The 25,704-nt window shown below is 67.5% G+C and carries 23 protein-coding genes and 4 pseudogenes; 17 read left to right on the forward strand and 10 right to left on the reverse strand.

The features are described 5' to 3' along the window. Positions 1–524: 524 nt before the first annotated feature. Positions 525–1,487, reverse strand: coding sequence for a zinc-binding dehydrogenase (locus tag OG798_RS48715; protein WP_328760182.1), 963 nt, complete (start codon positions 1,485–1,487; stop codon positions 525–527). A 194-nt stretch (positions 1,488–1,681) separates the two neighbouring features. Between OG798_RS48715 and OG798_RS48720 the strand changes: the two genes are divergently transcribed. Further along, positions 1,682–2,311 (forward strand): TetR/AcrR family transcriptional regulator, encoded by a 630-nt coding sequence (locus OG798_RS48720; RefSeq protein ID WP_328759381.1) that lies wholly within the window; start codon positions 1,682–1,684, stop codon positions 2,309–2,311. A 105-nt stretch (positions 2,312–2,416) separates the two neighbouring features. Here the strand turns inward: OG798_RS48720 and OG798_RS48725 are convergent, their stop codons facing one another. Further along, positions 2,417–2,932 (reverse strand): helix-turn-helix domain-containing protein, encoded by a 516-nt coding sequence (locus OG798_RS48725; RefSeq protein WP_328759382.1) that lies wholly within the window; start codon positions 2,930–2,932, stop codon positions 2,417–2,419. 692 nt (positions 2,933–3,624) lie between these two features. Then, complete coding sequence (locus OG798_RS48730; protein ID WP_328759383.1) at positions 3,625–4,191, reverse strand: dihydrofolate reductase family protein; 567 nt, start codon at positions 4,189–4,191, stop codon at positions 3,625–3,627. Between the two features lie 753 nt (positions 4,192–4,944). Here OG798_RS48730 and OG798_RS56800 point away from each other — a divergent pair. After that, positions 4,945–5,190: a zinc finger domain-containing protein gene (locus tag OG798_RS56800; RefSeq protein WP_443054131.1), complete on the forward strand. Its 246-nt coding sequence runs from the start codon at positions 4,945–4,947 to the stop codon at positions 5,188–5,190. Between the two features lie 121 nt (positions 5,191–5,311). On the opposite strand, the gene OG798_RS48735 is transcribed toward OG798_RS56800, so the two are convergent. Beyond that, positions 5,312–5,965: a hypothetical protein gene (locus OG798_RS48735; RefSeq protein ID WP_328759384.1), complete on the reverse strand. Its 654-nt coding sequence runs from the start codon at positions 5,963–5,965 to the stop codon at positions 5,312–5,314. A 75-nt stretch (positions 5,966–6,040) separates the two neighbouring features. Then, positions 6,041–6,187 carry a hypothetical protein gene (locus OG798_RS48740; RefSeq protein WP_328759385.1) on the reverse strand — a complete coding sequence of 49 codons (147 nt, stop codon included), beginning with the start codon at positions 6,185–6,187 and terminating at the stop codon, positions 6,041–6,043. Positions 6,188–6,775: 588 nt separating this feature from the next. Between OG798_RS48740 and OG798_RS48745 the strand changes: the two genes are divergently transcribed. From OG798_RS48745 to OG798_RS48775, 7 genes and pseudogenes are all read left to right on the forward strand, one after another. Continuing rightward, on the forward strand, positions 6,776–6,985 hold the full coding sequence (locus OG798_RS48745) for an ANTAR domain-containing protein (protein WP_328759386.1): 210 nt from the start codon (positions 6,776–6,778) through the stop codon (positions 6,983–6,985). A gap of 220 nt (positions 6,986–7,205) precedes the next feature. After that, positions 7,206–7,409: a hypothetical protein gene (locus tag OG798_RS48750; protein ID WP_121413617.1), complete on the forward strand. Its 204-nt coding sequence runs from the start codon at positions 7,206–7,208 to the stop codon at positions 7,407–7,409. A gap of 866 nt (positions 7,410–8,275) precedes the next feature. Then, complete coding sequence (locus OG798_RS48755; protein ID WP_328759387.1) at positions 8,276–9,445, forward strand: sensor histidine kinase; 1,170 nt, start codon at positions 8,276–8,278, stop codon at positions 9,443–9,445. Further along, a complete protein-coding gene (locus OG798_RS48760; RefSeq protein ID WP_328759388.1) occupies positions 9,442–10,101 on the forward strand; it encodes a response regulator transcription factor in 660 nt (219 codons plus the stop codon). The genes OG798_RS48755 and OG798_RS48760 overlap by 4 nt, the downstream gene beginning before the upstream one ends. 114 nt (positions 10,102–10,215) lie before the next feature. Then, complete coding sequence (locus OG798_RS48765) at positions 10,216–10,857, forward strand: GOLPH3/VPS74 family protein (protein WP_328759389.1); 642 nt, start codon at positions 10,216–10,218, stop codon at positions 10,855–10,857. Between the two features lie 15 nt (positions 10,858–10,872). Continuing rightward, the gene (locus tag OG798_RS48770; RefSeq protein WP_328759390.1) at positions 10,873–12,435 is read left to right on the forward strand and encodes a carboxylesterase/lipase family protein; all 1,563 of its coding nucleotides are present in this window, start codon (positions 10,873–10,875) and stop codon (positions 12,433–12,435) included. A 53-nt stretch (positions 12,436–12,488) separates the two neighbouring features. Further along, positions 12,489–13,586: pseudogene (locus OG798_RS48775) on the forward strand (ISL3 family transposase); the annotation flags it as partial. A gap of 8 nt (positions 13,587–13,594) precedes the next feature. Here the strand turns inward: OG798_RS48775 and OG798_RS48780 are convergent. Next, positions 13,595–13,870 (reverse strand): hypothetical protein, encoded by a 276-nt coding sequence (locus OG798_RS48780; RefSeq protein WP_328759392.1) that lies wholly within the window; start codon positions 13,868–13,870, stop codon positions 13,595–13,597. Between the two features lie 201 nt (positions 13,871–14,071). Between OG798_RS48780 and OG798_RS48785 the strand changes: the two genes are divergently transcribed. The 4 genes from OG798_RS48785 to OG798_RS48800 all read left to right on the forward strand — a co-directional run bounded on the left by OG798_RS48785 (position 14,072) and on the right by OG798_RS48800 (position 18,125). After that, positions 14,072–14,674 carry a cadmium resistance transporter gene (locus tag OG798_RS48785; protein WP_328759393.1) on the forward strand — a complete coding sequence of 201 codons (603 nt, stop codon included), beginning with the start codon at positions 14,072–14,074 and terminating at the stop codon, positions 14,672–14,674. A gap of 377 nt (positions 14,675–15,051) precedes the next feature. Then, positions 15,052–15,900: a GNAT family N-acetyltransferase gene (locus OG798_RS48790; RefSeq protein ID WP_328759394.1), complete on the forward strand. Its 849-nt coding sequence runs from the start codon at positions 15,052–15,054 to the stop codon at positions 15,898–15,900. Positions 15,901–16,268: 368 nt separating this feature from the next. Next, on the forward strand, positions 16,269–16,787 hold the full coding sequence (locus tag OG798_RS48795) for a hypothetical protein (protein WP_328759395.1): 519 nt from the start codon (positions 16,269–16,271) through the stop codon (positions 16,785–16,787). Between the two features lie 474 nt (positions 16,788–17,261). Continuing rightward, complete coding sequence (locus OG798_RS48800; RefSeq protein ID WP_328759396.1) at positions 17,262–18,125, forward strand: alpha/beta fold hydrolase; 864 nt, start codon at positions 17,262–17,264, stop codon at positions 18,123–18,125. On the opposite strand, the pseudogene OG798_RS56805 reads toward OG798_RS48800, so the two are convergent. Beyond that, a pseudogene (locus tag OG798_RS56805) lies at positions 18,120–18,904 on the reverse strand (IS5 family transposase). The gene OG798_RS48800 and the pseudogene OG798_RS56805 overlap by 6 nt on opposite strands. 791 nt (positions 18,905–19,695) lie before the next feature. On the opposite strand from OG798_RS56805, the gene OG798_RS48810 reads away from it, so the two are divergent. The 3 genes from OG798_RS48810 (at position 19,696) to OG798_RS56810 (ending at position 22,516) form a co-directional block, all read left to right on the forward strand. Continuing rightward, on the forward strand, positions 19,696–20,625 hold the full coding sequence (locus OG798_RS48810; RefSeq protein WP_328759398.1) for an NAD-dependent epimerase/dehydratase family protein: 930 nt from the start codon (positions 19,696–19,698) through the stop codon (positions 20,623–20,625). Positions 20,626–20,874: 249 nt separating this feature from the next. Further along, positions 20,875–21,201 (forward strand): hypothetical protein, encoded by a 327-nt coding sequence (locus OG798_RS48815; protein ID WP_328759399.1) that lies wholly within the window; start codon positions 20,875–20,877, stop codon positions 21,199–21,201. A 946-nt stretch (positions 21,202–22,147) separates the two neighbouring features. Then, the gene (locus tag OG798_RS56810) at positions 22,148–22,516 is read left to right on the forward strand and encodes a nuclear transport factor 2 family protein (RefSeq protein WP_358740532.1); all 369 of its coding nucleotides are present in this window, start codon (positions 22,148–22,150) and stop codon (positions 22,514–22,516) included. A gap of 14 nt (positions 22,517–22,530) precedes the next feature. Here OG798_RS56810 and OG798_RS48820 read toward each other — a convergent pair. After that, positions 22,531–22,731 (reverse strand): annotated as a pseudogene (locus OG798_RS48820) (IS66 family transposase); the annotation flags it as partial. A gap of 95 nt (positions 22,732–22,826) precedes the next feature. Continuing rightward, entirely contained in the window at positions 22,827–23,243 is a 417-nt protein-coding gene (locus OG798_RS48825) for a MerR family transcriptional regulator (protein WP_413254811.1), read from the reverse strand. Between the two features lie 140 nt (positions 23,244–23,383). On the opposite strand from OG798_RS48825, the pseudogene OG798_RS48830 reads away from it, so the two are divergent. Next, positions 23,384–24,083: pseudogene (locus OG798_RS48830) on the forward strand (LuxR C-terminal-related transcriptional regulator). Between the two features lie 149 nt (positions 24,084–24,232). Here the strand turns inward: OG798_RS48830 and OG798_RS48835 are convergent. Further along, complete coding sequence (locus tag OG798_RS48835; protein ID WP_267060515.1) at positions 24,233–25,477, reverse strand: IS110 family transposase; 1,245 nt, start codon at positions 25,475–25,477, stop codon at positions 24,233–24,235. Positions 25,478–25,704 lie beyond the last annotated feature (227 nt).

Here is a 25,704-nt window from a genome sequence, read left to right on the forward strand (position 1 = left end):
AGATGCACGTGCGGATCACCTCGTTCAGCTCCTACGCCTGCTCAGGCGTCGACTTATTCGGGCCGTTGGTGAACGCCTCGACCGTCCGCTCCACGGCGTCCGGACGGTTCAGTACTGGGCACTGCCTGCGCCCCCACTCGACCAATGATCAGCGGGGCGAAGCAGACCCCGAATTGGCAACAGCGTCTGAGGAAAGCAGCCGGGGCCCAGTTGCCGCCCGACGATACATGCTCGGCTGCGCGCCGGTGGCGCGCCTCTGGCGGAGAACGGCGGACCTCGAAGTCAACCGCTGACAGACGAACCACTCCAGAGACTCCCGCCCACGACCAGCGTGAGCACCCTGAGTACCGGTCACACCAGCCCTTTGACCTGGCCCGAACTGCGGCGAACCCTTCAGCAGATCATCGGTCTTCACATAGAGCGCGGCCGCGAGGGAGTCCAACTCTGTCTTCATGCACCGACATGGGACTCCCTCGCCTCGACTGAGCAGGGGATCGTGGCAATCCCGGCGTAGGTACCTTCGACTACGGTGTCAGCACGATCCTGCCGAAGACCTCGCCCGCGTCCATTTTCTGGTGCGCCAGCACGGCTGCGTCCAGTGGCAGCACCTCGTGCACCACTGTTTCGATCTCACCCCGGCTCGCTGCGGCGAACTGCTCGCTCCGCACGGCACGCCGGTCGGCTCCGGTGACGGTGGCTGCGCTGAAAGCGGCGAAGGACATCGACTTCTGGAACGCCGCCATGATCTTCGTGCCGAAGTCCGGCGGTGGCTGGCCTGCGACAGCGCCCACGGCCACCATGCGGCCGTTCGGGTTGAGCCGGTCGAAGAACGACGGCATGTCCTTGCCGGCCACCACGTCGATGATGACGTCATACCCTGCGGGAGCTGGTTGCCCTCCGTCGCCGGAGCGGTCCAGCACGTGGGTCGCGCCGAGACGTCGCAGCCGCTCGCCGCGCTCGGCCGAGGAGGTGGTGACCGCCACCGCGGCGGCGCCGCCGCGAGCGGCGAGTTGCACGGCCATGATCCCGATGCTGCCGGCCGCACCACGCACCAGGACCGTCTCCCCGGGGGCGAAGTGGGCGTGGCGGAGCCCGAAGTGGGCCACGACGCCGGAACTGCCGAGTGTCACCGCATCGACCGCGGACAGGTTCACGGGCAGGGGAACGATCTCCTCGACCGGTGCGAGGGCCTGTTCGACGTAGGCTCCGCCGGTGCCGGTGAAGGCCCACACCCGCCCGCCGATCCACGAGGCGTCGACGCCGTCACCGACCGCGGTCACGGTGCCCGCCACCTCGCTGCCCGGGATGTGGCCCTCCTTGAAGCCGTAGGCGGCCAGGGCCCCGCTTCGGATCACAGTGTCGACTCCACCGACGCCCACGGCCTCGGTGGCGATCACCACATGTCCGGCAGCAGGTGCGGGAGCCGGCAGGTCGACAACAGCCAGACCTTCAGGACCTCCGTACGTCTGGATCGCGATTGCCTTCAGTGTCGTCTCCCATGTTCTCGGACCGATCATGTGCGGTCGTGCTCCGTACCCGCCGCCGATCGCCGCCGACGGCGGGAGGGGGTTCACGGCGCGGCAGGGGTTCGGTTCCGGTGCTGTGCGCCCCGATGATCTCGGTGAGCTGCTACGTCTTGAACGCTAACGGACGCCCCCGTCCGTTTAGGTAAAGTGAGAGCGTGATCGACCGTTTGCCTCACACCCTGCGTTCCGACGCGCTGGACAACCGCGAGCGCATCCTCGACGCGGCCCGGGCACTGTTTTCCGCCGACGGCCTGGACGTGCCGATGCGGGAGATCGCGCGGTGCGCGGGGGTCGGACCTGCCACCTTGTACCGTCACTTTCCGACCAAGCAGGTGCTGGCCACCGAAGCCTTCGCGGACCAGTTGCGCGCATGTCACACCATCGTCGACGACGGGTGCGCCGATCCCGATCCGTGGCGTGGCCTTTGCCTGGTGATCGAGAAGATCTGTGAGCTGCACGCGCGGGATCGGGGTTTCAGCGAAGCCTTCATGTCGGCCTTTCCAGGGGCGCCGGATGTCGCGGGCCGTGAGTACACGGTGAAAGCGGTCGCCGGACTGGCCCAGCGGGCCAAGGACGCAGGGCGCCTGCGGTCCGACTTCGTCCTGGACGACCTCATTCTCATCCTCATGGCCAACAAGGGGATCCACACCAGATCGACCGACACCCAGGTCATGGCCTCCCGACGCTTCGCAGGGTTGGCGATCCAGGCGTTCGAAGCCTGCCCTCAGCACGCACCGCTACCACCAGCGGCACGACTGGTATCCGCAGCACCGGACAGCGCCTGACCGTGGGCGAGCGGTATCCACGCTCGACGCACGAACCACTGAACCCCTTGGAATAGATCATCCAGGCAGGTGCTTCGGTCACCCTGTCGCCGAGGGGCACTGTCCTTACGTGCCGCGGTGGGCCCGGCGGAAGTGGCTGGAGTCGGCGAACTGCCAGCGTGCCGCGACGTCGGCGACGGTGTACGGGCTGCCTGGACAGTCGAGTTCGCGGCGGGCGCCTTCGAGGCGGCGGCGTCGCACATAGGCCATGACGGTCTCGCCGTCGGCGAAGGCACGGTGGAGGGTGCGGACGGAGACGTTCAGCGCCCGAGCGATGGTGGCCGGAGCCAGGTCCGGGTCCCTCAGCCGGCTGTCGGCGTATGCGGTGGCCGCGGCCCGCAGTGACTGTGGTGGGACCGCGATGGGTGCGTGTGTCCGGATGAGTCCGGTCAGCAGCATGGCCATCGCCTCGCCGGCCGCATGCGTTGCCTCCGGGCCGAGCTGCTCCGCGAGGGACCAGGCGGCGTCGAGATGGGCGAGAAGCAGCCGGGACTCCGGGGCCGTGGAGGGGGCGACGGTCAGGGCCGGCAGCCGGGTTCGGTACAGGTGCTGGAGCAGGCCGGCCCTGGGCAGGATGAGCACCCTGCAGTCGGTCGGTGCCGTGTACGCGACTGTCCCGGACGCCCACCGAGTTTCACCGCCACCGCCCTCATGGCCGACCGCGCCGCCGGTGAGGAACGGCGCCGCGGCTCGGTCAGGCCCGCCACCTGTTCCACAAGCGTCCGGCGGTGACACTGGCTGTGCCCGCAGAAGAACCAGCGCACGCGCAGACGGAGGGTCAGCCCCCGCCCGCTTACACGTAACCGCGCATACCTGACGCCACTATCGGCTGTGAACCCGCGTAGCAGGACGCTCACACCGAGGACACCTGCCCGGAGGGCCGCATGCCGCCGCGTCGACCATCAAGTTGCCATCGACGGTCATGACCTGCCGAACCATGAGGTTCAGCTCCGGCAAGAGGATGCCCTTGAGCCTCTCCAGTCCCATGGTGGAGGGATTCCCCGGTGGGACAGTCCTGCAGTCCGGGCGCGGAAGACCGTCTTAGGGCCTGTCCGGCGGATCATGCCGCAGACGCGGGGCTTGGCACGCCCATCTGCGGCGTTGTCGTCGGTCGCCATGGCTCCGCCATGACTCCCTCCTCCGCCTTGCAGCCGCACGCACCAAGCCCCGCTCACCAGCGTTGATGAGGCACGGTCCGTTTCCTGCGACTTGATCCGCCGGACAGGCCCTAGGCTCGGCATCTCCCCCGTGTGCGACCTGCGTCTTGGCCGAGATCAGCGTTGGCTGGCAGGCTTGCTTGGAAGGTCAGTGCGACTGCCCCGGCAGGAGTAGACGATCTCCACTGAACCACCGGGGAGGGCACGCTCGCGTTGGAAGGTCAGCCCGGTGTCGGGACTGAGCATGGGTGTCAGTTGCATCCCACCGCCGAACAGCATCGGCAGTACGACCAGTTCGAGGGTGTCCAGTGCGCCAAGGGCGTGGAACGTCCCGATCGTCTGCGGGCCCCCGATGAGGTGGACGTCGCCACCCCGGTTGGCCGAGCGGAGCTTCTCCAGCAGCCGCACCGGGTCACTGTCGGTGATGACGTGGTCAGGGGTGCCGTCCGGACGGTGTGAGCCGAGTACGAACACGTCGAGGTCCGGCCACGGCCAGCGGTTGTTGGCCAGCGCGGGTTCGAAGGTGGTGCGGCCCATCAGCGCCGCCTCGCAGCCTTCGAGGAACTCCCGGATACCGTGGCTTTCGCCGGAGACGAACGCGGGGTCGGCAGTCAGGGCGGGCCACCCGTTCGGTGTGGTCACGTAGCCATCGGCACTCATGCTCATACGGGCGCGGATCTGCATGATTTCTCCTCGGGGCGTCCCGGCGGCGCGGCGGCGATGCAGCCGGCAACCCGAACCACTGGTCGACGAATGGACAGCACTTGCTGATCACAGAGCCGCGGCCCGTCCGGATTCTGCGTCGCGAGTCGCGCCTCTACCCAAGCGTCGAACGGGGGACCCACCGATCGACATGCTGCCGAGAAATCCTTTCCCATGACGAGATCGTGGACCCACAGCCTCGGCACCCGGCCGCATCTCCCGCTCGCGGATCGCGACTCCGCCTGGCCAGGACCCGGTTGTGACCGCACTACCTGACGAGTACGGACGTTGACGAACCAGCACTACACGGTCCGTACAAGGGTTCACGGAAGCGCGGTCACAACCTCTATGTGTTCTCTGGTCCTCCCCGCGCAGGCGGGGGTTGGCTTCGTCCATGAGGAGAACGGACAGCCGGCGAGGAAAGCCGACTGCGGACCACAGGGGGCGTGGAACTCACCGCGCCGTACGGCCTGGAAGCGATCTCACGCGCTGGTGGTTTTGCCCGTCGCCCATCCAGCGGCGCAGCACTGGAAGGAGGCGCTCTGGCGGTGTAGTCACCGGTTGAGGGTAGAAGCGGCCGCGACCCGTCTGCCGAGACTTTTCCGCGGAGTGCGCTGAGGACGGCGAGTTTTGTCAGGGCCTCGCTTTTGGTGAGCTCGGAAGTGCCCGACGTACAACGCCCGTCCGGGGCAGGAGTGTTTCGACGCCGTCCCAGATGGTCAGCCGCAGCGGCGCATGGGCGGTCACGACGAACGGCTCCAGCTGGTCATCGCCTCCCGGAAAAAGGCCGCCGCCGACAAACGGGCGCAACGCGGCGGGACCGAAGCCTCGCACAGCAGCGGGACCACGACCGAGGACCTGGCCCGGAGAGTGCCACACGTGTCGTGCCCCACCTGCAAGGCTCCAGTGGGGAAACCCTGCAGCGTGCCGGGCAGCCACCAGGCTCGCTTTCAACGCGCGCAGACACAGCGACGGCCGTGATCGAAGAGCAGCCGCGCTCGCCCGCGCTGATGAACGGCGGCCAATCGGTCAGTCCCCGAGTCCCTGATCCGCGCAGTCAGGTAGGCGTTTGGTGCGCCTCAGCTGCGGAGGTGAGACTGGGTTACGGCGCCAGCAGCTGGCCGACGTTGGGCGGGAACGCCGTGAAGTCAACCCGCTGGTCGCCGCCTGTGAAAGTCGGTGGCTGCACAACCGAGTAGAGGACGCCGCCTGTGGGCGAGCCGTCTGGGTTTGTAGCCTGGGGCGGCGGCCAGTTGGGCATGGTCGCGGTAGCCGTGAGTGGCTTCTCGCTCTGGAACTCGAACGGGCCGGGCAGGTTTCCAGACCTTTCAAACTTGATCTTGGAGGTCTCGTACCAGGTCTCGGTGAACCCGCTGGACGACAGCCGCACGGTACTCAACGGCGAAACGTCGACGTCCGGAAGCGTCATGGTGATCTTGCCGAACAGCGGGTGAGCTGCCTCGAGCGTGAAGTCGAGCGATTGCAACCGTACGAAGTCGGGGCCTCCTGCCAACGCTTTGACCACCCGGCTGCCGATGAAGTTGAGCGTCTGCTCACCAGACTGAAGCGAACTCGTCATGACGGCGCCGAAGACGCTGACCGACAGGTTGACCGTCTGCCCGACAACAGGGAGGGCAGCGGCCGCCTGGGAGCGACTCGCAACGGCCGGTACCAGGAGGCCACCCGCGGCGGTAGCGAGCGTGCCCTTCAGGAAGCGGCGGCGTGCGACGCCAGATTGATCATTCGATGCATGCATGACCGCATACTCGCGTCTCCGTCCACCAGTGGCCGGGCAGGTTGCTCCGTCACCACCCATATGGCGATGAGCAGCTCAGTACGGGGCATCCACTCGCTCGCGGTTGCCGCCCGTGACCTCGCCGACGAACCACCAGCCCTTGCAGACCGGGTACCGCTTCTTGGGCCGGCGGAACGGACGGCCCTCGCGCAAGGCGGTGGCGACTCCAGATTGCTCCGCCACCACTCCTGCCGCTCACGCTTCCATCTCCACGCTGTTATGCGGCAGGCCGCTGAGCAGTACCGGCGTGACTTCCGGTCCCTGGGGCAGCGGGCTGCCGCACTGGCTGCAAGTCCGGACGCTCTTCCCTGCCACAGCTCCAGAATCCCCCTGGATGATCCATGCGACCAGGAACGACACCGAAGGACAGGCCTGCGGAGTTGCGCCTCCCGCTGTCAGCCGGTCGGGTCCGGCTGAGCGAGGTGAGGGCGCGCGGACGCGCGGTACGGGAGGCGATCCGCTCCATCTCTGTTTCCGCCGCAAACGGTCACTCGGCCTTCGGTGAGAAAGCCATGCGGTTACCAGCCTTCGGGTGACAACACTGTGTGCTGGTGGGGGAGTGGGGCAGGCGCCTTTCATGCGACTTCCCCAGCGTCATACCTCCTGGCGTCCGTATAGCGTGCCGACCGTCTGGCCGGCATACGACGAACCGGTGGGCACCCGTGCCGTCTCCGGCGTGTCTGAGCGGATGGAGCGGCTTGAGCACAAGAACGAGCAGCTCAGGTATGCGCTCGAGAGCCGTCCGGTGATCGATTTGGCCCCGGGGCGCTGATGGCCGCCTTCGGCTGTCCGGCCGAGGACGCGTGGGAGATTTCGGTGGAGGTTTCCCAGAACAGCAACGTCAAGCTCCGGGTGGTGGCCGATGTGGTGACTGCGGCGGTGACCGGGCCGGAATCGATGCCGCCTGACCTGCAGAACCATCTGCAGACGGCCGTCGAGAGGTGGCGATCGCGTGAGCATGAGCCCGGGGCGGGCGGGTAGTCGTCCTCAGCCGGACGGGGAAGGGCCATGACACCTGGGGAGGTCGAAGGGTCCTTCCCTGCCGACGGCGTCCGGTGTCATCCGGCCTCGGCACGTTCCGCACTGTCTCCGATCTTGGGCTCCTGCTGCCGCGGTTACCGGGCCTGCACGTATCCCGCTGACTGGCCGTGCTCGTGGTGGGTACCCGGGGCGGTGCAGTCAGCCGGGAAGGACCTATGCCGTGATCGTCATTGCTGTTTTGCTGCTGCCCCTGCTCGGGCTTTTGCTGTACGGCATGGACCGCGTCGAGGACCGTCTCACCGCCAGGCCGCCAGAGCCGCGTCATGCCGGCGGCCGCCGCCTGCGGTTGATTCCCGGCGGCCGGCAGCACACCGCTCACCATGCGGCACGCCGACAGCACGAACGGCAGTCCCGGGCGGCTTGACCCCGTCCGCATCCGCCGCTTGAGGAAGCAGAGCAGCGACGGCAACAGGAGCGGGCCGCGGAGAGAGCGCTGGGCTCAGGAACCTGACCCGGAACCCGAGCGGGCCCCCGAGGCCGCGTCGTGTGAGCGGTGCAACGGGCCGATCACCGGCCGCTCGGCTACGACTTGTTGGCCTGGTGGTCACAGGACATTTTCACCATGGACGCAGAGGCCCTTCGGGTTCTCCTCAACTACGGTCTGCTCGCCCTGCTTTATGTGCTCGTCGGCCATGGGATCGCTGTGCGGCTCAGTTGCGTCTGACCGCATTCCTGCCCTTGAAGTCACCAAGGATTTCAGGGTCCGTTCAGGCGGCACAGAAGTACGACACCAAGGAGGACGAGCCCTGTGACATCCGACCCGGCCGAAAATGATCACCTGCCGGTTTACGAAAGCCTGGTGCGTGAACGCGGTGATGCCGTGGCAGAAGCTCGCCGGGAAGTGTCCAGTCTCTTTTACCGAGACCCCGCTCTGTACGACAGCGTGCAGCCCGACCTGAACGCAAGGAGTCCCGGCTCGATCCCTACAAGTTGAGCCATCGGCTTGTCACCCTCGGCGCACCCCTGGGTGAACGAGGTCTCCACCCTGAAGGCCGTTTGAGGGACTGGAGCGTCACCTTTCGTACGCGGACACGCAACGTGTGGTGCGATGCCCACGTGAAATCCGGGGGTCGGGCTCGGAAAGTGACGCCCGCCCTGAGGGGATAGATCTCAAGCTCAGTGCCTGTTCCGCTTTTCGTGGACCCAGCCCACGGCTGTCGGCCTCGACGGCGATCGTGAGGCGATGGTCTACTGAGCGGCCAGGCCCGCGAGCCTGGTTAGGGTCGGGGCGTGGATCGCTGCAGCAGACAGTCGGACGACGTGTTCGCCGGGGAAGCGTGGGGAGAGGTGTCGCCCCGGGCTGCCCGGGCGCTGTGGTGGGGGTCGGCCGGTCTGGTGCTCGCTGTCCTCGGCGCCTCGGTGCTCGTCGCCGGCGCGGAGCGCGGCTGGCGACTGCTCGTGGCCGTGGCCCTGGTTCTTGTGCAGGTCTGTGCCCTGAGGTGGCAGGCGCGTGCCCCGGTTGCCGTACTGGCCGTGAATGCGACGACGGGGCTCGCGGTGTGGGCGCTGCTGCCCGCGGTGACCTTGACGGGGGCGCTGCTCGCGGCGCAGGTCTCCTTGTGCGTGCTGTCGGCCATCAGGCCGCGGCGGGTGTCGGTGGGGGCGCTGGCGGCGGTGTGTCTGCCGGCGCCGCTGGCGTTCGGGGCGGGCGGTATGGCGGGGCTGGCGGTCTATCTGCTGACGGTGGTTTTGGCGTGGACCGCGGGGCAGTGGCGCAGGGCGCAGCGGGCGCGGATGAGGGCGGAGATGCGCCGGGCTGTGGTGGAGGAGCGGGCGCGGATCGCGCGCGAGGTGCATGACGTCGTGGCGCACACGCTGTCGGTGATGGTCATTCAGGCGGGTGCCGCGGACGATGTGTTCACCCAGCGGCCCGAACAGGCCCGACAGGCGCTGCGGGCCATTGAGACGGGCGCCCGCTCGGCGCTGGGTGAGCTGCGGCTGCTGCTGCGTGCGTTCCGGTCCGACGCGGGAGAGGACGGAGCCGGGGAGCAGCGCGAGCCGGGGCCCTCGCTCGCGCGTCTGGACGAGCTGGTCGGCACCGTGCGCGCGACCGGGATGACCGTGCTCGTACACCGCGAGGGCGCCATCGACGGGCTGCCGGCCGCGGTGGACCTGGCGGCGTACCGGATCGTCCAGGAGGCCCTCACCAACACGCTGCGCCACGCGGCCGGCGCCGACGAGGTGAGCGTGCGCGTGACTGTCGACGGGGAGTGTGTGAAGGTCACGGTGGTCGACAACGGGCGTACGTCGCAGGGAAGTTCGGCTGCGGTGGGGACGGGGCGCGGTCTTGTGGGGATGAAGGAGCGCGCGCGGCTCGTGGGTGGCAGTCTGCGTGCCGGTCCGCTGTCCGGAGGCGGGTTCGAGGTGGCGGCGCGGCTGCCGGTGGAGGACGTGTCATGACGCTGCGTGTGGTGGTGGCCGACGACCAGGTCCTGGTCCGTACCGGATTCCGCATGATCATCGATGCCCGGGACGATCTCGAGGTGGTCGGTGAGGCGCCCGACGGCTGGGAGGCGGTGCGGCTGACGCGGGAACTGGCGCCCGACGTGGTGCTGATGGATGTACGCATGCCGGTCGTGGACGGCATCGAGGCGACCCGGCAGATCGCTGAGTCGGGCAGTGGAGCCCGGGTGCTCGTGCTGACCACCTGGGACGTGGACGCGCACGTGGTCGCCGCTCTGCGGGCCGGGGCGAGCGGCTTCCTGCTCAAGGACATGCGCCCCGCCGAACTCGTCGACGCGATCCGCCTCACCGCGCGCGGCGACGCGCTGCTGGCACCGGCCGTACTCAGCCGCGTCCTCGACCGGTTCCTGCGCACCACGCCCGACGCGGCGCCGCCGCCCTCCCTGCAGGAGCTCTCCGGACGCGAGCGGGAGGTGCTCACCCTGATCGGGCAGGCGCTGTCGAACGCGGAGATCGCCGAGCGGCTGCGTCTGTCGGAGGCCACGGTCAAGAACCATGTCACCGCGGTGCTGCGCAAACTGGGTCTCCGCGATCGCGTCCAGGCCGTCGTCGCCGCCTACGACCACGGCCTCGTGCAGCCGCGCCGCCCCTGACAACGCCGCCTCCTCCTCAAGGAGGAGACCGGGCCGCGGTCCTCCTGCGTTCCCAGTGCCGTTCCGTTCCCGTGGCCGATCCGGGGCCGGGGCGCCCGGCCATAGCGTCGAGGTGTGAACGATGACCTCGCCTGCCTCATGTATCTGCTCGCCTACGACGACGCGGCCGAAGGCCCCTACGACCGTTCCCGCACGGAGCTGCTGGTCCGGACCGCCGCCCTGGTCGACCTCGCGTTGCGCGGCCGGCTGGAGGAGGACGGCGGCGGCACGGTCACGGTGTCCGGCGCACAGCCGACCGGTGACCCGGTCCTGGACGGCGTGCTACGCGATGCCGCCGCCGGGCACGGATGGAAGCGCCTTGTGCGCCGCCACCGCAAGCAGACCCTGATCCAAGTGGAGAACCGGCTCGCCGCGGCGGGAGTTCTCACCGTGAAGGCGCCTCGTACCCGCCTCGGCACACGGCGGATGACCGTGACCGACCACGCCGTGCGCGCCGCACTCCGCGCCCGCGTGTCCGCGGCGCTGCACGGCGATGGCCCCGTGAGGGAGATCCCCGCCGCCGACGCCGCGCTGCTGGCGCTGGCCACGGCGGGCCGTATCCGGTCGGTTGTCTCACGGCAGGACCACAAGACCTTCCGGGCCCGTATCGACGCCTGTACGGGGCATCTCGGCGCCCTCGCGCCCGGCCTGGAGAAAGCCGTACGCGCCCTGCCGACGACCATGATCGCCGCGCAGGGCGGCATGGGCGGCAGCTGACCGAACGGGGAGACGATGAACATGCACCGCGTCCTGACCGCCCTGGGCTACGCCCTGACCGCCGTGCTCGCGACAGCTGGGTCCGCAGCGCCACCAACCCAGCCCGCCACCGCCACCGCCACGACGGTACGTACCGACGACGGACTGGTGCGGGGTGCCGCCCACGACGGCTACCGCACCTTCGAGGGCATCCCCTACGCGGCGCCCCCGGTCGGCAGGCTGCGCTGGGCGCCGCCGCATCACCCGGTCCCCTGGCCCGGGGTATGGGACGCGACCCGGCCCGCGAGCGCCTGCCCGCAGTCGGCCGGCGAGGTGCCCGGCGGCAGCACCGACGAGGACTGTCTCCATCTGAACGTCACCACGCCCGACGACGCAGGACCCGCGCGTCCCCGGCCGGTGATCGTGTGGCTGCACGGCGGCGGCTTCACCACCGGAGCGGGCAGCTCCTACGACGCCCACCGCATGGCCACCCGCGGCCACGTCGTGGTCGTCACCGTCAACTACCGCCTCGGGGCCCTGGGGTTCTTCGCGCACAGCGGGCTGCCTGGCTCCGGCACCTTCGGCCTGGCCGACCAGCAGGCGGCGCTGCGCTGGGTCCGCGCCGAGATCGGCGCCTTCGGCGGCGACGCGCGCAACCTGACGCTGGCTGGTGAGTCGGCGGGCGGCTACAGCGTCTGTGCCCAGCTCGCCTCACCCGCCGCCGCGGGGCTCTTCGACCAGGCGATCATCGAGAGCGGCCCGTGCACAGGCCGCCCCGACCGGCCGTTCGCCCCATCCTCCGTTCCCCTGTCCGCGGCGCGCGCCACGGGCGCGGGCCTCGCGGCGAAGGTTGACTGTGGCTCTGCCCGCGACGTGATGGCCTGCCTGCGGCGTGTGGACGTCTCGCGTCTGCTCGCGTCTCAGGACACCGATCAACAGCCCGCATACGCCACCCCGTTGCTGCCCCGCGACCCAGCAGCGGCGATCACGGCCGGCCGCTTCCACCGCGTCCCCGTGCTCATCGGCAACAACCACGACGAGGGCAACGGCTGGGCAGCCGGGATCATCCAGGCCGGCCATCCCGTCACTCCCGGCACCTGGCCCGACGTCGTGGCCTCCTTCTTCCCCTCCCCGGGGCAGGCGAAGGCGATCGTCCGCGAGTACCCGGTGCATCGCACCAACGGGGGCCCGGTGTTCGGCGCGGTCATCGGCGACGCCGACTTCGCCTGCCCCACGGCGCGCACCGGCGGCCTGCTCGCCGCCCAGGTGCCCGTCTGGCGCTACGAGTTCGCCGACGAGGACGCCCCGCCGCTCACCTCGGGCACGCCGCCGTTCCCGCTCGGTGCACCGCACGCGAGCGAACTGCCCTACCTGTTCGACCTGGGCGGCCGCCCCCGCGACCTGACCGCGGCACAGCACCGGCTGGCAGACACCATGATCGACTACTGGGCCGGCTTCGCCGGCACGGCCGACCCCAACGGCCCGTCGTCCCCGCGCTGGTCCCGGCAGACGGTGCTGTCCCTGGCGCCGGACCGCATCGTCTCCACCCGCACGGCACAGTCCCGCCACCACTGCACGCTCTGGAACGCCCTCGGATGACCACGGCCAGGTAAGGGTCCGCCGACCAGGCCGGCGGACCCTTGGCTTGACCCCGCAAAGTGCGTCACTACGGGACTGTCCTGGTCGACGTCGAAAGCCGGCGTCCACTGGACCTGCTGCCTGACCGGGAGGCGTCCAGCCTCGCAGCTTGGCTCGCGGGACGGCCCGGGGTGGAGGTGGTCTGCCGCGATCGGGCACCGTTCTTCGCCGAAGGTGCCACGGCCGGGGCACCACAAGCGGTGCAGGTCGCGGACAGGTGGCATCTTGGGCACAACCTGAGCGAGGCTGCGGAGCGGTGCGTCGCAGACCACCGCAGATGCCTGCACGTCCTGGCGCCAGATCCAGCCCAGCCTGCCCCCGAGCCGCAGAAGTTCGAAGACCCCTCCGGCTCGCCTTGGCCTAGGGGACACCGCTTCGCTGACCGCACCCGTGTCAACCACGCGACCGTCCACGAACTGCTGGCAGCCGGGCTCAGCCGGAGGGCGATCGGCCGCCAACTCCGTATGACCTCCCGCACTGTCAAGCTCCTCGCCGACGCAGCCACCCCGGAGGACCTGTTCCAGGGGCAATGGCAGGGCCGACCATCCAAACTCGACGCATTCAAGCCCTACCTCGATGACCGCTGGAACCAAGGCTGCACGAACGCCTGGAGGGTGTGGGAGGAGATCGTGCCGCTCGGCTATCAGGGCAGCTACCAGCGGGTTCGCGCCCATTTCCGGGAGAAGCGGCTCTCGCCACGTCCCGTCACGGCTCGGCCACCGTCACCCCGGGTCGTCGCCGGACGGATCCTCCGCCGGCCGGAGACCCTCACCGAGACGGAGCACCTTCGGCTCAAGGCCGTTCTGGTCCACTGCCCTGAACTGGACGCCCTCACCGGCCACGTCCGCTCATTCGGCCAGATGCTCACCGAGCCCCAAGGTGAACGGCTGCCGCAGTGGCTCGATGCCGTCCGGCGAGACAACCTCCCCGGCCTCCACACCCTCGCCGCAGGCATCGACCGTGACCGCGATGCAGTCATCGCCGGCCTCACCCTGCCCTGGAGCTCCGGGGTCGTCGAAGGCCACGTCAACCGCATCAAGATGCTCAAACGCCAGATGTTCGACCGGGCCGGCTTTCGTCTTCTCCGCAAGCGCGTCCTGCTCTACTCGTGATGCACAGGTCAGACCGCATCATCAAAAAGCCCGAAGCCTTCCGGAAACCCTTCCAGGAACTCCCGCCGCGCGGGGTCGGACTCGGCTTCGGCCATCGTCCCGAGCAGATCGATCAGTTCGCTCCGTTGGTCACTCGACAGCTTGCTCACCAGGTGGGCGACACCCTCCAGGACCTTGACGGCGTCGTCCGGATCCATCTGCTCGTCCTCACTGCCCTCGATGAACCACAGGACATCAACTAAGGCTGCGGCCAGGGCGTGGGTCAGAGACGAGTACACGGGCATGAAGGATGTCTCCCAGCAGGTCACGGCAGCAGAGTCCGGCCATCCCACCACGCACCACCGACATCACACTCAGTCAGCCCTCCACGGAAAGTGAGCCAGAACCCGAGAAGGAGCAGCACTGGACCTCGGCTCCGCCAGAGGCTCGGTACGGGGTCCCGGTAGCGTCACCGGGACACCCACCTCGGAGGAGAGCACCCACTCGTGAACCTGGGGATCATCGGGCAGGCAGCCGGGCTGTTCGCCGTGACCAACATCGACGACATCCTGATCCTGGCGTTGTTCTTCGCCCAGGGCGCCGGGCGCTGTGGCTCTACCCGTCGCATCGTGCTCGGCCAGTACCTGGGCTTCGCCGCGATCCTCGCCGTGGCGGTGGCCGCCGCATTCGGCGCCACCTTCCTGCCCGAGGCCGCCATCCCCTATCTCGGTCTGCTGCCGCTCGCGCTGGGCCTCAAGGCCGCCTGGCAAGCGTGGAAGGACCATCGAGAGGGTGGTGGGGGCGAGGAGGAGCAGGCCAAGGAGGGCGGCCCGAGCCCGCTGGAGGTCGCCGCGGTCACCTTCGCCAACGGCGGCGACAACATCGGCGTCTACGTGCCCGTCTTCGCAACCGCCGGCATCGGCGGGATGGGCGTGTACGCCGTGGTGTTCCTCGTGCTGGTGGCCGTGTGGTGCTTCGCGGGCCGGTTCTTCGCCACCCGCCCGGTCATCGCCAAGGCCCTCGCCCGCTGGGGCCACATCCTGCTGCCCCTGGTCCTGATCGCCATCGGCCTGCTCATCCTCATCGAGGGCGGTGCCTTCGGCTGGTGATTCGGCTGGCACCCACCGTTCGAAAAACCGGCGACATCCAGGTGCCTCTCAAACTGGCGTACAAGTGCTGTCCATCCTCCCATCCTCGTGACCGAAGCCACGGGAGCGTGTCAGCCAACCGACATGGCGGTGGAGCGGTCCGGACCACAACGGGGGATGGGCAGTGCCGGTTTCTGAGCCCCATAGCGTCACATGAAGGCGTCACGGCGTGACGCTGTCTGAACGCGATCGCCTCTGGCGATAGGCCCGGGTGCGGCACCTCGTTTCTCTGGCACTGCTGCAGTGTCTCTATGCGGACGCGTTGGGTGAGGTTGTGGCGGTTCCGGACGGCAATTTTCGGATGCGGCACGCCGCCGCTCCGTGGTGGGATGCGCTGCATGAGCGACCTGTCGCTGCGTGCCCGGATCGAGCAGTACTACGCCACTGTGCCGCTGCTGTTCGCCGACGCCGAAACGTTCGGTCCGTTGCGGCTGTTTGTACGAAAGGAGCCAGGAACCCCGTACTACGGCGGTCCGAGTCACGCTCAGCCCACGGCAGAGGGCTCCGCGGTCGTCACCGCCGCCGACATCGCCCGGGTGCGTGCCCGGCAGCGCGAACTCGGCGTGCCGGAAGCCTTCGAGTGGCTCGCTGAGGCAGCGCCGATGCTGCGCGCCCGTATCGAGGCCGTCGGGCTCCCGGTGGAAGCACGCCCGCTGATGGCCCTCGACCCGCACCGCCCGGTGCTCCCGCAGCCTCTGCCGGACGGCGTCACGATCCGCGCGCTGTCGGCCGAGGACCCGGCGCTGCCCGCAGCCCTCGCCCTTCCCCGCCTGGCTTTCGCCGAGGCGGGCACTGCGGTGGGCTCGGCGGGCCGCGCTGAACTGTCGGCGGCGGCCGAGGAACTGACCGTGGACGGCACGGTCGCAACGATCCGCCCCGCCATCCGCGCCGGGCACAAGACACTCATCGCTGCCCTCGCCCCGGACGGCACCCCGCTCGCCGCCGGCCACTACCACCCGGCGAACGGCACGACCGAGATCGGCGGTGTCGGCACCCTGCCCACCGCTCGCCGCCAGGGTCTTGCCGCCGCTGTCACGGCGGCCCTGGCCACCCACGCCCGCGACCACGGGATGCGCACCGTCTTCCTCGCCTACGCGGAGGACGTCATCGCCCGTATCTACGCCCGCCTGGGCTTCCGCACTGCCGATATCACCCTTCTGATCGCCAACCAACCCGCACGGTCGTAGGCTCGGGACAGTCTCCGCTTCAGGCACAGGCCCGTTGGCTGCTGGGGCAGCGGGCTGCCGCACCGGCTGCAACTCTGGACGCTCTTCCTTCGTAGGTCAGGGCACCGCTCGGCGGCAAGATCGGATGAGACGGGACAATCCGCATGAGCTGTGGATTCGATGTTCAGAAACCAGGGAGCGTTGACCGCTAGGGCGCGTATCGAGTCGTGATCATTCTGCGGATTCGCCCCGGTGGCGGCCGGAGGGCGGGAGCGGCCCCGACACCATCGGGCCGTACCAGTACTGCCGGATGGTGCAGGTCCGGTGGGCCTGTCGGAGAGGAGCACCACCGCTGCCCCCACTGCAAACGGCGCGTAGCGTGTCGAGGCATGACGCTGCTGCCGGACCTGCCTCAGAACGCGCCATTGCTCGACCTGCTGCGGCAGCAGGGCGTTCCGCAGGAGCGCGGTGCCTACGTCCACGAGGGGTGGGAGCTGCATACCCACCCCGATCTGGTCGAGAGGCTTGAGGACCTTGCTCCCCAGTGGCCCGTCCTGGTGACGTTCGGGGTGCCGGTGCTTGCAGGCAAGGGCATCGCCGCGGTCGTCGCCTGGGGCATGGGCATGCTGCTGGTGCGCCTACCCGAAGCGCCGGCCGAGCCCCTGGAACCTGCAGAGCCCTGCCCGCCCCTGACGGATCCGGGCCAGGGTTGGTACTCGCTCTGCCCCTGGCAGAGTGAGCTTCCCTCGGCGGAGTCCAAGCGCCTGTTGTCGCTGCTGATCCAGCATGCGCTCTCCTATGCGGCGAGCCTGTCGGAGGACGACAGCATCGACTGGCAGGGGCGCCCGGTGCTGGCTCCGGGCGGGCGCAGGGGAAAGGCCAAGGGCAGACGTCCCAGCAGGGACTAGGCAGCGTCTCTTCGATCTTCGGCGGAGAGGCGCCCCCCCCAGAGGTTGTAGTCGGGCTTCCCGATCACAGTGGCCTGGGTTCCACGGGTTTCACACGGGATTGCCCGCAAACCTGGCCATGGTGGGAGGGGTGGTCCCCGCGCAATAGCGGTGATGAGAAGGCCCGTCCGTCGAAGCCGAGGCCGTGCGGGGGTGGTTGGCGAAGTGCACAGGCGGAAGGGCTCGTTCGGGTAGTGCGGATGATCTTTCACTGAGTAGTGTGAATCATCGGATAGTGGGCCGCAGTTCGCGCGCTGCCCTCGTGACTCCGCCGCTTGACCGCTGACGCTTGCCACGCCCGAAGACGTCTCTGCGGCTGGATGGTGGGCCGCAAGACGACGTCTCGTTCCTCGGCCGTGAGGTGGTTCGCGGTTTCGGGAAGAGCGACATGCGTGCCGCCGACGTCGCAGAGGACCAGAAAGTGAGTGTAGACAGATGCAACCGACGTTCGTACTGGTTCACGGAGCCTTCGCGAACTCTTTCTCCTTCGCGCCACTCCAGGCCGAACTCGGCCTCCTCGGACACCGTTCGGTCGCCGTCGATCTTCCGGGGCACGGGTTCGCCGCGACGTACCCGCGGGCCTACCAAGCGCCGCAGGATCTCGGAAGTCTCGCCACCGCGCCCGGGGCAATCAAGGGCGTCACGCTCGCCGACAACGCCGCGCACCTCATCGGGATACTGGAGCGAGCCAAGCGGAACGGGCCCGTCATCCTCGTCTCGCACAGCCGCGGCGGCATAACGGCCACCGTCGCAGCCAACCGGCGGCCCGACCTGATCGACCGCATCGTCTATGTCTCCGCCTGGTGCCCCGTCGACCTCGACGTCAGCGCCTACTATGCCGAGCCCGAGATGGCCACGGTCGACGCCACAGGGCTGGCATCGGCGATGGTCGGGAACCCTGCCGAGCTCGGGCTGCTGCGCTCCAACTTCCGCACCGCTGACCCTGGCGTCCTCGCGGCCTTCAAGGCGGCTTTCCTCGCCGATGGGACGGACGAGGAGTTCATGGTCTTCCTCAATACCTTCCAGCCCGACGAGAACCTCGACGCCGGCACACCCGAGGACCGGGCGCAGCCCGACAGCTGGGGGCGGATCCCAAAGACATACGTCCGGCTGGCCGAGGACACCAGCGTGCCGCTCGCCATGCAGGACCGGATGATCCGCGAGGGCGACGCGCTGACGCCGGAGAACCCCTACGACGTCCGTACGCTCACCAGCAGCCACCTGAAGTGGCTGATCGACCCGGCACCGGCAGCCCGAGTGCTGGGCGAAATCGCCGCGCTCTTGCCTGCCGAATCATGATCGGAGCCAGATGAGGAGAGCAGCGGCGGTGACAGTGCCGAGGTAGACGTACCCTCGCTTGTCATATCGAGCGGCGACGGCTCTGAACTGCTTGAGCTTGCAGATGGCTCTCTCCACCGTGTTGCGATCTTTGTACCGGTCCTTGTCGAAGCCCGGAGGCCGTCCGCCGCGTGAACCCCGACGCAAGCGGGCGGCCTTGCGGTCCGTCTTCTCCGGGATGGCGTGTCGGATGCCGCGCTTGCGGAGGTAGGTGCGGATCTTGCGGTTCTGTACGCCTTATCGGCGCCCACGCTGTCCGGAGTGCGGCGGGGACGCCCGATCCCCTTGCGGGGAACGCGGATCTTGTCCATCACCAGCTCAAACTGGGCGCAGTCCGCCCGCTGCCCCGGCGTGATGAGCAGCGTCAGCGGGCGGCAGCGGCCCTCCGCGACGACATGGATCTTGGTCGTCGGCCCGCCGCGGGAACGGCCAAGGGCCTAGCCTGGCGCACCGCCTCCTTCAGCAGGGGCCGCAGGGTGATGTGCGCGTGCAGATGAAATGATCTTGACGTTCCTGTCGAGGCCGCCGTCGGCGTCGCCCCTGGCCTCGACGTGCTGGAGGAGCATCTCCCAGGTGCCGTCGGCCGACCACAGCAAATGGCGCTTGTGGACCGTCTTCCACGGGCCGAAGCGTTCGGGCAGTTCGCGCCACTGCACCCCGGTGCCGAGCCGGTGAATGATCCCGTTAATCACCTGCCGATGATCCCGCCAGCGGTCGCACCGGTTGTTGCTCACCGGCATCGCCGAGCACCCTGGCTGCTCCACCAAGGAGCTTGCCGCCCTCACGAGCCTCGCATCGGCCAGTGCCAGTGAACACGCCGCCACTGTCCTGCGCGAGACAGGACTGATCCGCACCGTGAGGTACCGCAATGCGGTTGCTTCACAGCCCTACCAATCCGGGCACGGCCCCTCTGAACTCTCCGAAGGGAACCGGTCGAGACCGAGGTGGCCAGCTATCTCTGAACGAAATGGCCAACCACTGTTGAGCACCGGACGCTCACCATCGGTCTCCCGATCGTCTTCTCGACCCAGATCAGGAGGGGCCGTGTGGTGAGCCTCGAAGACCTGTTGCAGCAGGCGTTGCGCATACATGATCTGTACGACGAGCTCAATGGCTCCGGCCGGGCGAACAGATGCCCCAACCCGCCCGTCAGGGCAGCCAGTTCCTCTGCCCACCCCTCAACGGGCTCCACCCTCACATCCATCAGCATGACCGGACAACGGTCAGCACCGATCGCAGTCACAAGACCTGAGGTAGTACCTGACAGTGTTAGAAAAATCTATCCCTGCCAAATCGCAGCGAGGCCCGGATAGCGTCACGACTCGTGCGACACCACCGGTGACCAAGTACGAAGACGGACGACGAGATTGATACGAGTCCTTAGCTCACTGACAGGCGGCAGCGTACGGCAACGTGAAGAACCGCCGATCCGAGGTCTGCCCTGCGGCCAAAGCTCAGGCCGGATTAGTTTCCACAACGGCCATCGACGAACTTTGTTCTGAGTCTTTAACGACCCGGGACGCTTATCTATATGAAAGAGCCCATCATGGCCATACATGTCGTTATCGGCGCCGGTTCCATCGGCACGAATGTCGCTCGCCTGCTCGCCGACCGCGGTGAAAGCGTCCGCATTGTCACGCGCAGCGGCTCGGGCCCGGAGTATCCGCAGATCGAACGGGTCGCCGCGGATGCTTCCGACCCGGGCCGCTTGACCGAACTGTCTCGCGGCGCAAAGGTAATCTATCACTGTGCGAACCCGCCTTCCTACACAATGTGGGAACGGCTGTTGCCGCCCATACAGAATGCGGTCATCGCAGCCGCGAAAGCAAACAGGGCCGTGCTGGCAATTACTGGCAGCATGTACGCTTACGGCCCGCAGCCTGGCGGTATGATGAACGAATACACCCCCATGGCCGCCACTGGGCCTAAAGGCCGTCTCCGTAAACGGCTGTGGGAGCAGGCCCTTAACGCCGGAGTCCGCACTGTGGAGGTTCGCGGGTCCGACTACATCGGTAGGGGCTCGAATGGCCTGTATTCTATAATCATTGAGCCGGCAATGAAGACGGGCCGAGCAGCCTGGGTGCCTGCCGATCTAGACGCGCCACATACCTTCACCTTCAACGGAGACATGGCTCAGGCCCTGGTCGCACTTGGAAATGATGAGCGTGCGTGGGGTCAGGCGTGGCATGTGCCGTCGCCACCGGCCATCAGCATCCGTGAACTGGCGCGGCGCTACGCCGCCGCTGCAGGTCGGCCCCCGGTCAAGCTGATCCCGCTGCCACGCGCGGCAATGCGCACAGCTGGGCTTTTCGTGCCGACAGCCCGTGAAATGGCCGAAATGGACTATCAGTGGTATTCGCCGTTCCTCGTGGACGCCTCAAAAACAGCTGACGCCTTCGGCCTCACCGCCACCGACCTAGACATCATTATCAATAATCAGGTGAGCGCGGCCGCGGCTTGATCCCGCCTCCCGATTTCGACAGCAAGCAGCGATTCCGGCACTGCGCTTCTTCATGACCCGTCCGGAGAATCGGTCCTTATCGCATTTGAGTAAATCCTGCGATGAGGCCCACCATCTGGGCTGTGTCGTGAAAGGTATCCCTCTTCGGCAGTGAGAAACAACGACAGGAGTAGCCATGATCTACCACATCAACCGCGCGAAGGCTAAGGCCGAAGTCACCCCCGAGCAAATCGAGGCTGCCTTGGAAAGTTGGCGCAACCAAGGACGGTCCAACCCGGCCGTGAAGTCTTTCATGGCCGCGATCTCGGCGGGGACTTCGACTACAGCTGTGTCTTCGTCGTTGAGGACTTCGACGGCCTCTACGAGTACCTGACCCACCCCGCGACTATCGGGACTGAGCATCTGGGCCTGGCGCTGCTCGAACGCCTCGACATCTTCGACATCAGCGACGACGATGACCCTGACCTGTACGCGAAAATCGAAGAACTGCACCGCCGCCGGAGCGCCCTGAACCCGGAGGTTCCCGGCATGCTTTCGGCCGTCCCAGACTTTCGCGGCGCCGGCGCGAACGACTAATCAGCACGTCACGACCGGCAAGTATACGCAGCAAGGCACACGGCACCTGCCGGTCGTGACGCAATCGCCGTAGAGCAGACGTCATCCGACTTCGTCACCAGCAGAGAGAGATGACGTGACTTTCTCGAGCAAGATGCTGGCACGCTGCTAGTGTCTACGGCATTGTTCGGCCTGGTGTCAGGCTTCTCAAACGCCGAATCATATGGTTGGAGCTCGCTGGCATCGCGGGGCTTCCTCGTCGGAGCCGCTGTGTTACTCGCTGTCTCTGTGCTCTGACAGCGCCATGCCGCGTATCCATTGTTGCCGCTGCTGATACTGCGCGACCGCGACCGAGTAGCGTCCTTCGTCTCGGTAATAGTGGCGGGCATCGGCCTGTTCGCCGTGTTGTTGTTCGCGACGTATTATGTGCAATCAACGCTCGGATTCCCACCGGTCAGGACCGGCGTTGCTTTCCTGCCGATGATCGCGACGCTGGTACTGGCCGCGCAGCTGGGAACATCGAACCGCCGACCTGCTGGCTGGTATTCACGAGGGCGCCCACGATGCCGGCGTATTGCGGTTCCACTCCGAGCGTCGCGACCTGCACCGACGCGGGCATGATCGTTCGATCGGAACCGCGCTGCTCATACTATTGTTACGACTACCTCCGGCGCTTACCGTGCTGCCCATGTAGTCGCTCCGATCCCGTTCTATTCGATCGGATTGCGCTAACCTCAATCCTCGAACTCCGGATAAATCGTTCCGCCACGGACCGATTTCCGAGGATACGCGGTGGAGGTCCTGGCGCAGCGAAAATTCGCGTAGAGAGCCCTAGTCGGTGAATATGAAATACCCTCGATAACTTTTACGCTAGTTATGGCACCGACTCGGTGAGGCCCTGGCCAGATATTACGCTGCGGCCAGGCCAGCATCGAATGACACGCAATCCTTGAGAAGGAGCAGTTCTGTGCACCTAATTGACGCGGTAGGTCGCCTTTGTGACGCCATCAATTCGCATTCAGCGCAACGAGTCGCCGACTGCTTCACTGCCGACTACGCGGCGGAGGTGCCGCACCGTCCTGCAGAAAGTTTTACTGGGCGGGAGCGTGTTCTGATGAACTGGTCCTTGATATTTACCCGAGTGCCCGATCTGCAAGCAAGAGTTCTGCGGACAGCGGTTTCGGGGTCAGAGGTGTGGTCCGAATGGGAAATGAGTGGAACTTCTTTTGAAGGACTACCCGCTCTCTTGGTCGGACCTGTAGTAATGACCGTCCGCGACGGTCGGATAAATTGGACTCGTTTCTATGTGAGTCCGGTCCCGCCCGTCTCATCCTAAGGTAACTAATCAGGTCAGTTGATCGTGGGTACCCACGGTCGGCCGGACGCCAATCGGACGAGCGCGTCGAGCAGGTTGATGCCGTGTTTGGTGGCGGTGGCGAGGTAGGAACGCAGATGGCAGAAGTGTTCCGCGCCGGTCAGGGTCCGCATGCCACCGGAGATCTTCTGCCGGAATTTGACCATGCGGACTTCCCGTTCGGCGGCGTTGTTGTCGAACGGAAAACGGCGACCGAGCGGACCGGCACCACGCCATCGCCCGCTTCACACCCCCCGTCTCAAACACAGGGGAAATCACAGCTCGCGGCGGCTCACTCCGCACGCTTTTGGAGCTCGGCCAGGTAGTCGGCGATCGCGTGACGGTTGCGGGCCGGGATGTCGATGCGCTCGGTCAGACTGTCACGCTCTCGTTCGAGAGCCGCCACCGTCTCGGATGTGACGCCTTTGAAGACGATCGGATCGCGCGGTGATTGCAGGCAGGGAAGGATCGCGCGGATTGCCTGCGTCGACAGGGCCGCGTTGAGCAGTTCTCGGATCTGCTGGGCGCGGCCCAGGGCTGCTTCGCTGTAGTCGCGGTAGTTGTTGGGCCCGCGGGTCGAGGTGATCAAGCTCTTTGCCTCGTGGAACCGCACCTGTCGCGGAGACGCACCACGTGGTGGACCTGTGGGGTGGCCATCGCGATGCGGCACGCACACAGCCCTGGCATCGCGACACTCACCGCCATCCACCGAGCCCTCGGTGCCGACTGAGCGCGCGGCGGCATCCGGCGAAGATGCGACTCAGACCACAAGAGAAACGAAGCACACACCCACTCGCAGCGATCACTGCCCGCGCCGATCATCCGCTTCCCGTTGAGAGAACGCCCACCATGACCTCCGTACTCATTGTCAATCAGCAGTCCTTGCAGCGCCGCGGACTGCGCATGCTCCTGGCGGAGGAGCCCCACCTGGCTGTCGTCGGCGAGGCCTCGAGCGGGGCCGAGGCGGTCCGCATGAGCGCCGCACTGTGCCCCGACGTCGTGGTGATGGACAGCCACATTTCCGACTCGGACGGCACCGAGACCATCCGCCGCATCACACGGCCTCCCACCCTCCCCTGGACCCCCGAACTCTCCAGAACGCAAGGGAACCGTCCACGCGTGCTGATCCTGACCCCCGCCAGCCACGAGCAGCGCGCCTACGCCGCCCTGCGCGCCGGTGCCGGTGGCTTCCTTCTCCACGACGCCACCCCCGGCGAACTGACCGCGGCCATCCGTGTCGTGGCCGCCGGGGACGCCGTCATCCCCCCCCGGCCTGACCCGCGCTCTCATCGACACCGTCCGACAGTTGCCACCTGCGCTCCCTGCCGAGCGGGAAGTCGGGATCGGCACGCTCACCGAGCGGGAGCGTGTCGTGCTCACCGCCGTCGCCTCCGGCTGGTCCAATGCCGAGATCGCTGCGCGGCTGTCCATCGCCACGACCACCGTCACGGCCCACGTCAGCAACATCCTCGCCAAGATCGGTGCCCGCGCCCGTGTCCAGGCGGTGGTCTTCGCCTACGAATCGGGCCTGGTGCTGCCGGCCGCCTGAACAGCCCGAAGCCCTGCCGCGGCCTCCAGCTGGTCGACCGCGGTGGGAGCCCACCTCTGACGCGTAAATAGATCCTGGTCAGGATGGGTGTGGGCAGGGCTGAGTGCCCGGTGGTCGCGGTGGGTCGCCGGGTGTCTGGGGCTGCCGGGTCAGGCGGGGTTCTCCCTCGGGTTGAGGGTGACGGTGTAGCCGAGCTGGTTGAGCTGGTTGACCGCGCGGCGGGTGGCGCGTTCGGGGTCGCGTTGGGTGAAGTAGGTGCCGCCGAGTTCCTGGTAGGGCACGTTGTCGGTGAGCATGTGCCAGAGCGCGGTGATGATCGAGTGCTCGACGGCGACCAGCGCTCTGAGGGGGCCGCGGCGGGCGGTCAGGCGCTTGTAACGGGCCTGCAGATAGGTGTCTTTGGTTCTGACCGCGCCGAACGCGGCGAGGCCGAGGGCGCCCTTCAGGTAGGGGTTGCCGGGCCGGACTTTGGTGCTTTTGGTGCGGCCGGCGGACTCGTGGTGGCCGGGGCAGACCCCGGCCCAGGACGCGAGGTGTTTGGCGGTGGCGAAGCGGTTCATGTCGCCGCCGGTCTCCGCGATGATCACTTCGGCGACGGCCCGGTTGATCCCGGGGATGGTGTCGAGCAGGTCGAGGGCGCCACGAAAGGGTGCCATCGCCTCCTCGATGCGTCCGGTGAGCTGGTCGATCATCGTGGTGAGCTGGTCGTAGTGGTCCAGATGCAGGCGGGCCAGGAACGCGTGGTGTTCGCGGAAGCGTCCGGTCAGGGCCTCGGTGAGTTCGGGGATTTTGTTGCGGAGCCTGCGTTTTGCCAGGTCCGCGAGGACCTGCGGGTCACCTTCGCCGCGGATGAGGGCTTCGAGCATGGCCCGGCCGGAGACGCCCATGATGTCGGAGGCGACTGCGGAGAGTTTGATGCCGGTGTCCTCCAGCAGCTTTTCCAGCCGCTGGACCGCCCGGCCGCGTTCACGGGTGGCGGTGGTCCGGGCGCGGGTGAGGTCCCGTAGTTCGCGGACCGGCTCGGGCGGCACGAAGGAGGGCCTCACCAGGCCGTGGGCGCCGAGCTGGGCGAGCCACGCCGCGTCCGAGACGTCCGTCTTGCGGCCGGGCAGGTTCTTGACCTGCCGCGCGTTGACGAGGATCACGTTCAACTCGCAGGCCAGCACGTAGTAGAACGGTTTCCAGTAGTCCGAGGTCGCCTCGATCACCACCAGCGTCACCCGTGCGGCGAGCAGATGATCCCGCAGGGCGAGGACCGCGTTCGTCGTCGATCCCCACGTCGTGGTCTCGGTCGTGAAGGACCCCCGCCGCTTCGTACTCGGGGTGCGGACGCACGCCTTGGCGTCCTTCTTGCTGATGTCGAGGCCCACGCAGCGTTCGTGCAGCACGTCCATGACCTTGCTCCCTCCCTGGCGACGGACCTGTCGTATGCCGTTCCGGGAGGGCCAGGGTGAATCAGGAATTCTGACGCACGTGCTTCGCAGCAACACTCCACGGTTCCCGTGGACGGCCCCCAGCACCACGCTGACCTGCGAGCTCACCAGCATCACAGAAGTATCGGTTTCGGCCGGAACGAACCCCTCCAGCGTCTCGGACCGGCATCAGCCCACGTCAGGGCAGA

The sequence above is a fragment of the Streptomyces sp. NBC_00271 genome (assembly GCF_036178845.1).
Lineage (GTDB): Bacteria > Actinomycetota > Actinomycetes > Streptomycetales > Streptomycetaceae > Streptomyces.

Excerpts from the sequence above, each read along its gene's own strand:
- OG798_RS48730 (WP_328759383.1), bottom strand. The coding sequence starts at position 4,191 with ATGCAGATCCGCGCCCGTATGAGCATGAGTGCCGATGGCTACGTGACC.
- OG798_RS56800 (WP_443054131.1), top strand. The coding sequence starts at position 4,945 with ATGGGCGGTCACGACGAACGGCTCCAGCTGGTCATCGCCTCCCGGAAA.
- OG798_RS48735 (WP_328759384.1), bottom strand. The coding sequence starts at position 5,965 with ATGCATGCATCGAATGATCAATCTGGCGTCGCACGCCGCCGCTTCCTG.
- OG798_RS48745 (WP_328759386.1), top strand. The coding sequence starts at position 6,776 with ATGGCCGCCTTCGGCTGTCCGGCCGAGGACGCGTGGGAGATTTCGGTG.
- OG798_RS48760 (WP_328759388.1), top strand. The coding sequence starts at position 9,442 with ATGACGCTGCGTGTGGTGGTGGCCGACGACCAGGTCCTGGTCCGTACC.
- OG798_RS48770 (WP_328759390.1), top strand. The coding sequence starts at position 10,873 with ATGAACATGCACCGCGTCCTGACCGCCCTGGGCTACGCCCTGACCGCC.
- OG798_RS48780 (WP_328759392.1), bottom strand. The coding sequence starts at position 13,870 with ATGCCCGTGTACTCGTCTCTGACCCACGCCCTGGCCGCAGCCTTAGTT.
- OG798_RS48790 (WP_328759394.1), top strand. The coding sequence starts at position 15,052 with ATGAGCGACCTGTCGCTGCGTGCCCGGATCGAGCAGTACTACGCCACT.
- OG798_RS48795 (WP_328759395.1), top strand. The coding sequence starts at position 16,269 with ATGACGCTGCTGCCGGACCTGCCTCAGAACGCGCCATTGCTCGACCTG.
- OG798_RS48800 (WP_328759396.1), top strand. The coding sequence starts at position 17,262 with ATGCAACCGACGTTCGTACTGGTTCACGGAGCCTTCGCGAACTCTTTC.
- OG798_RS48810 (WP_328759398.1), top strand. The coding sequence starts at position 19,696 with ATGAAAGAGCCCATCATGGCCATACATGTCGTTATCGGCGCCGGTTCC.
- OG798_RS48835 (WP_267060515.1), bottom strand. The coding sequence starts at position 25,477 with ATGGACGTGCTGCACGAACGCTGCGTGGGCCTCGACATCAGCAAGAAG.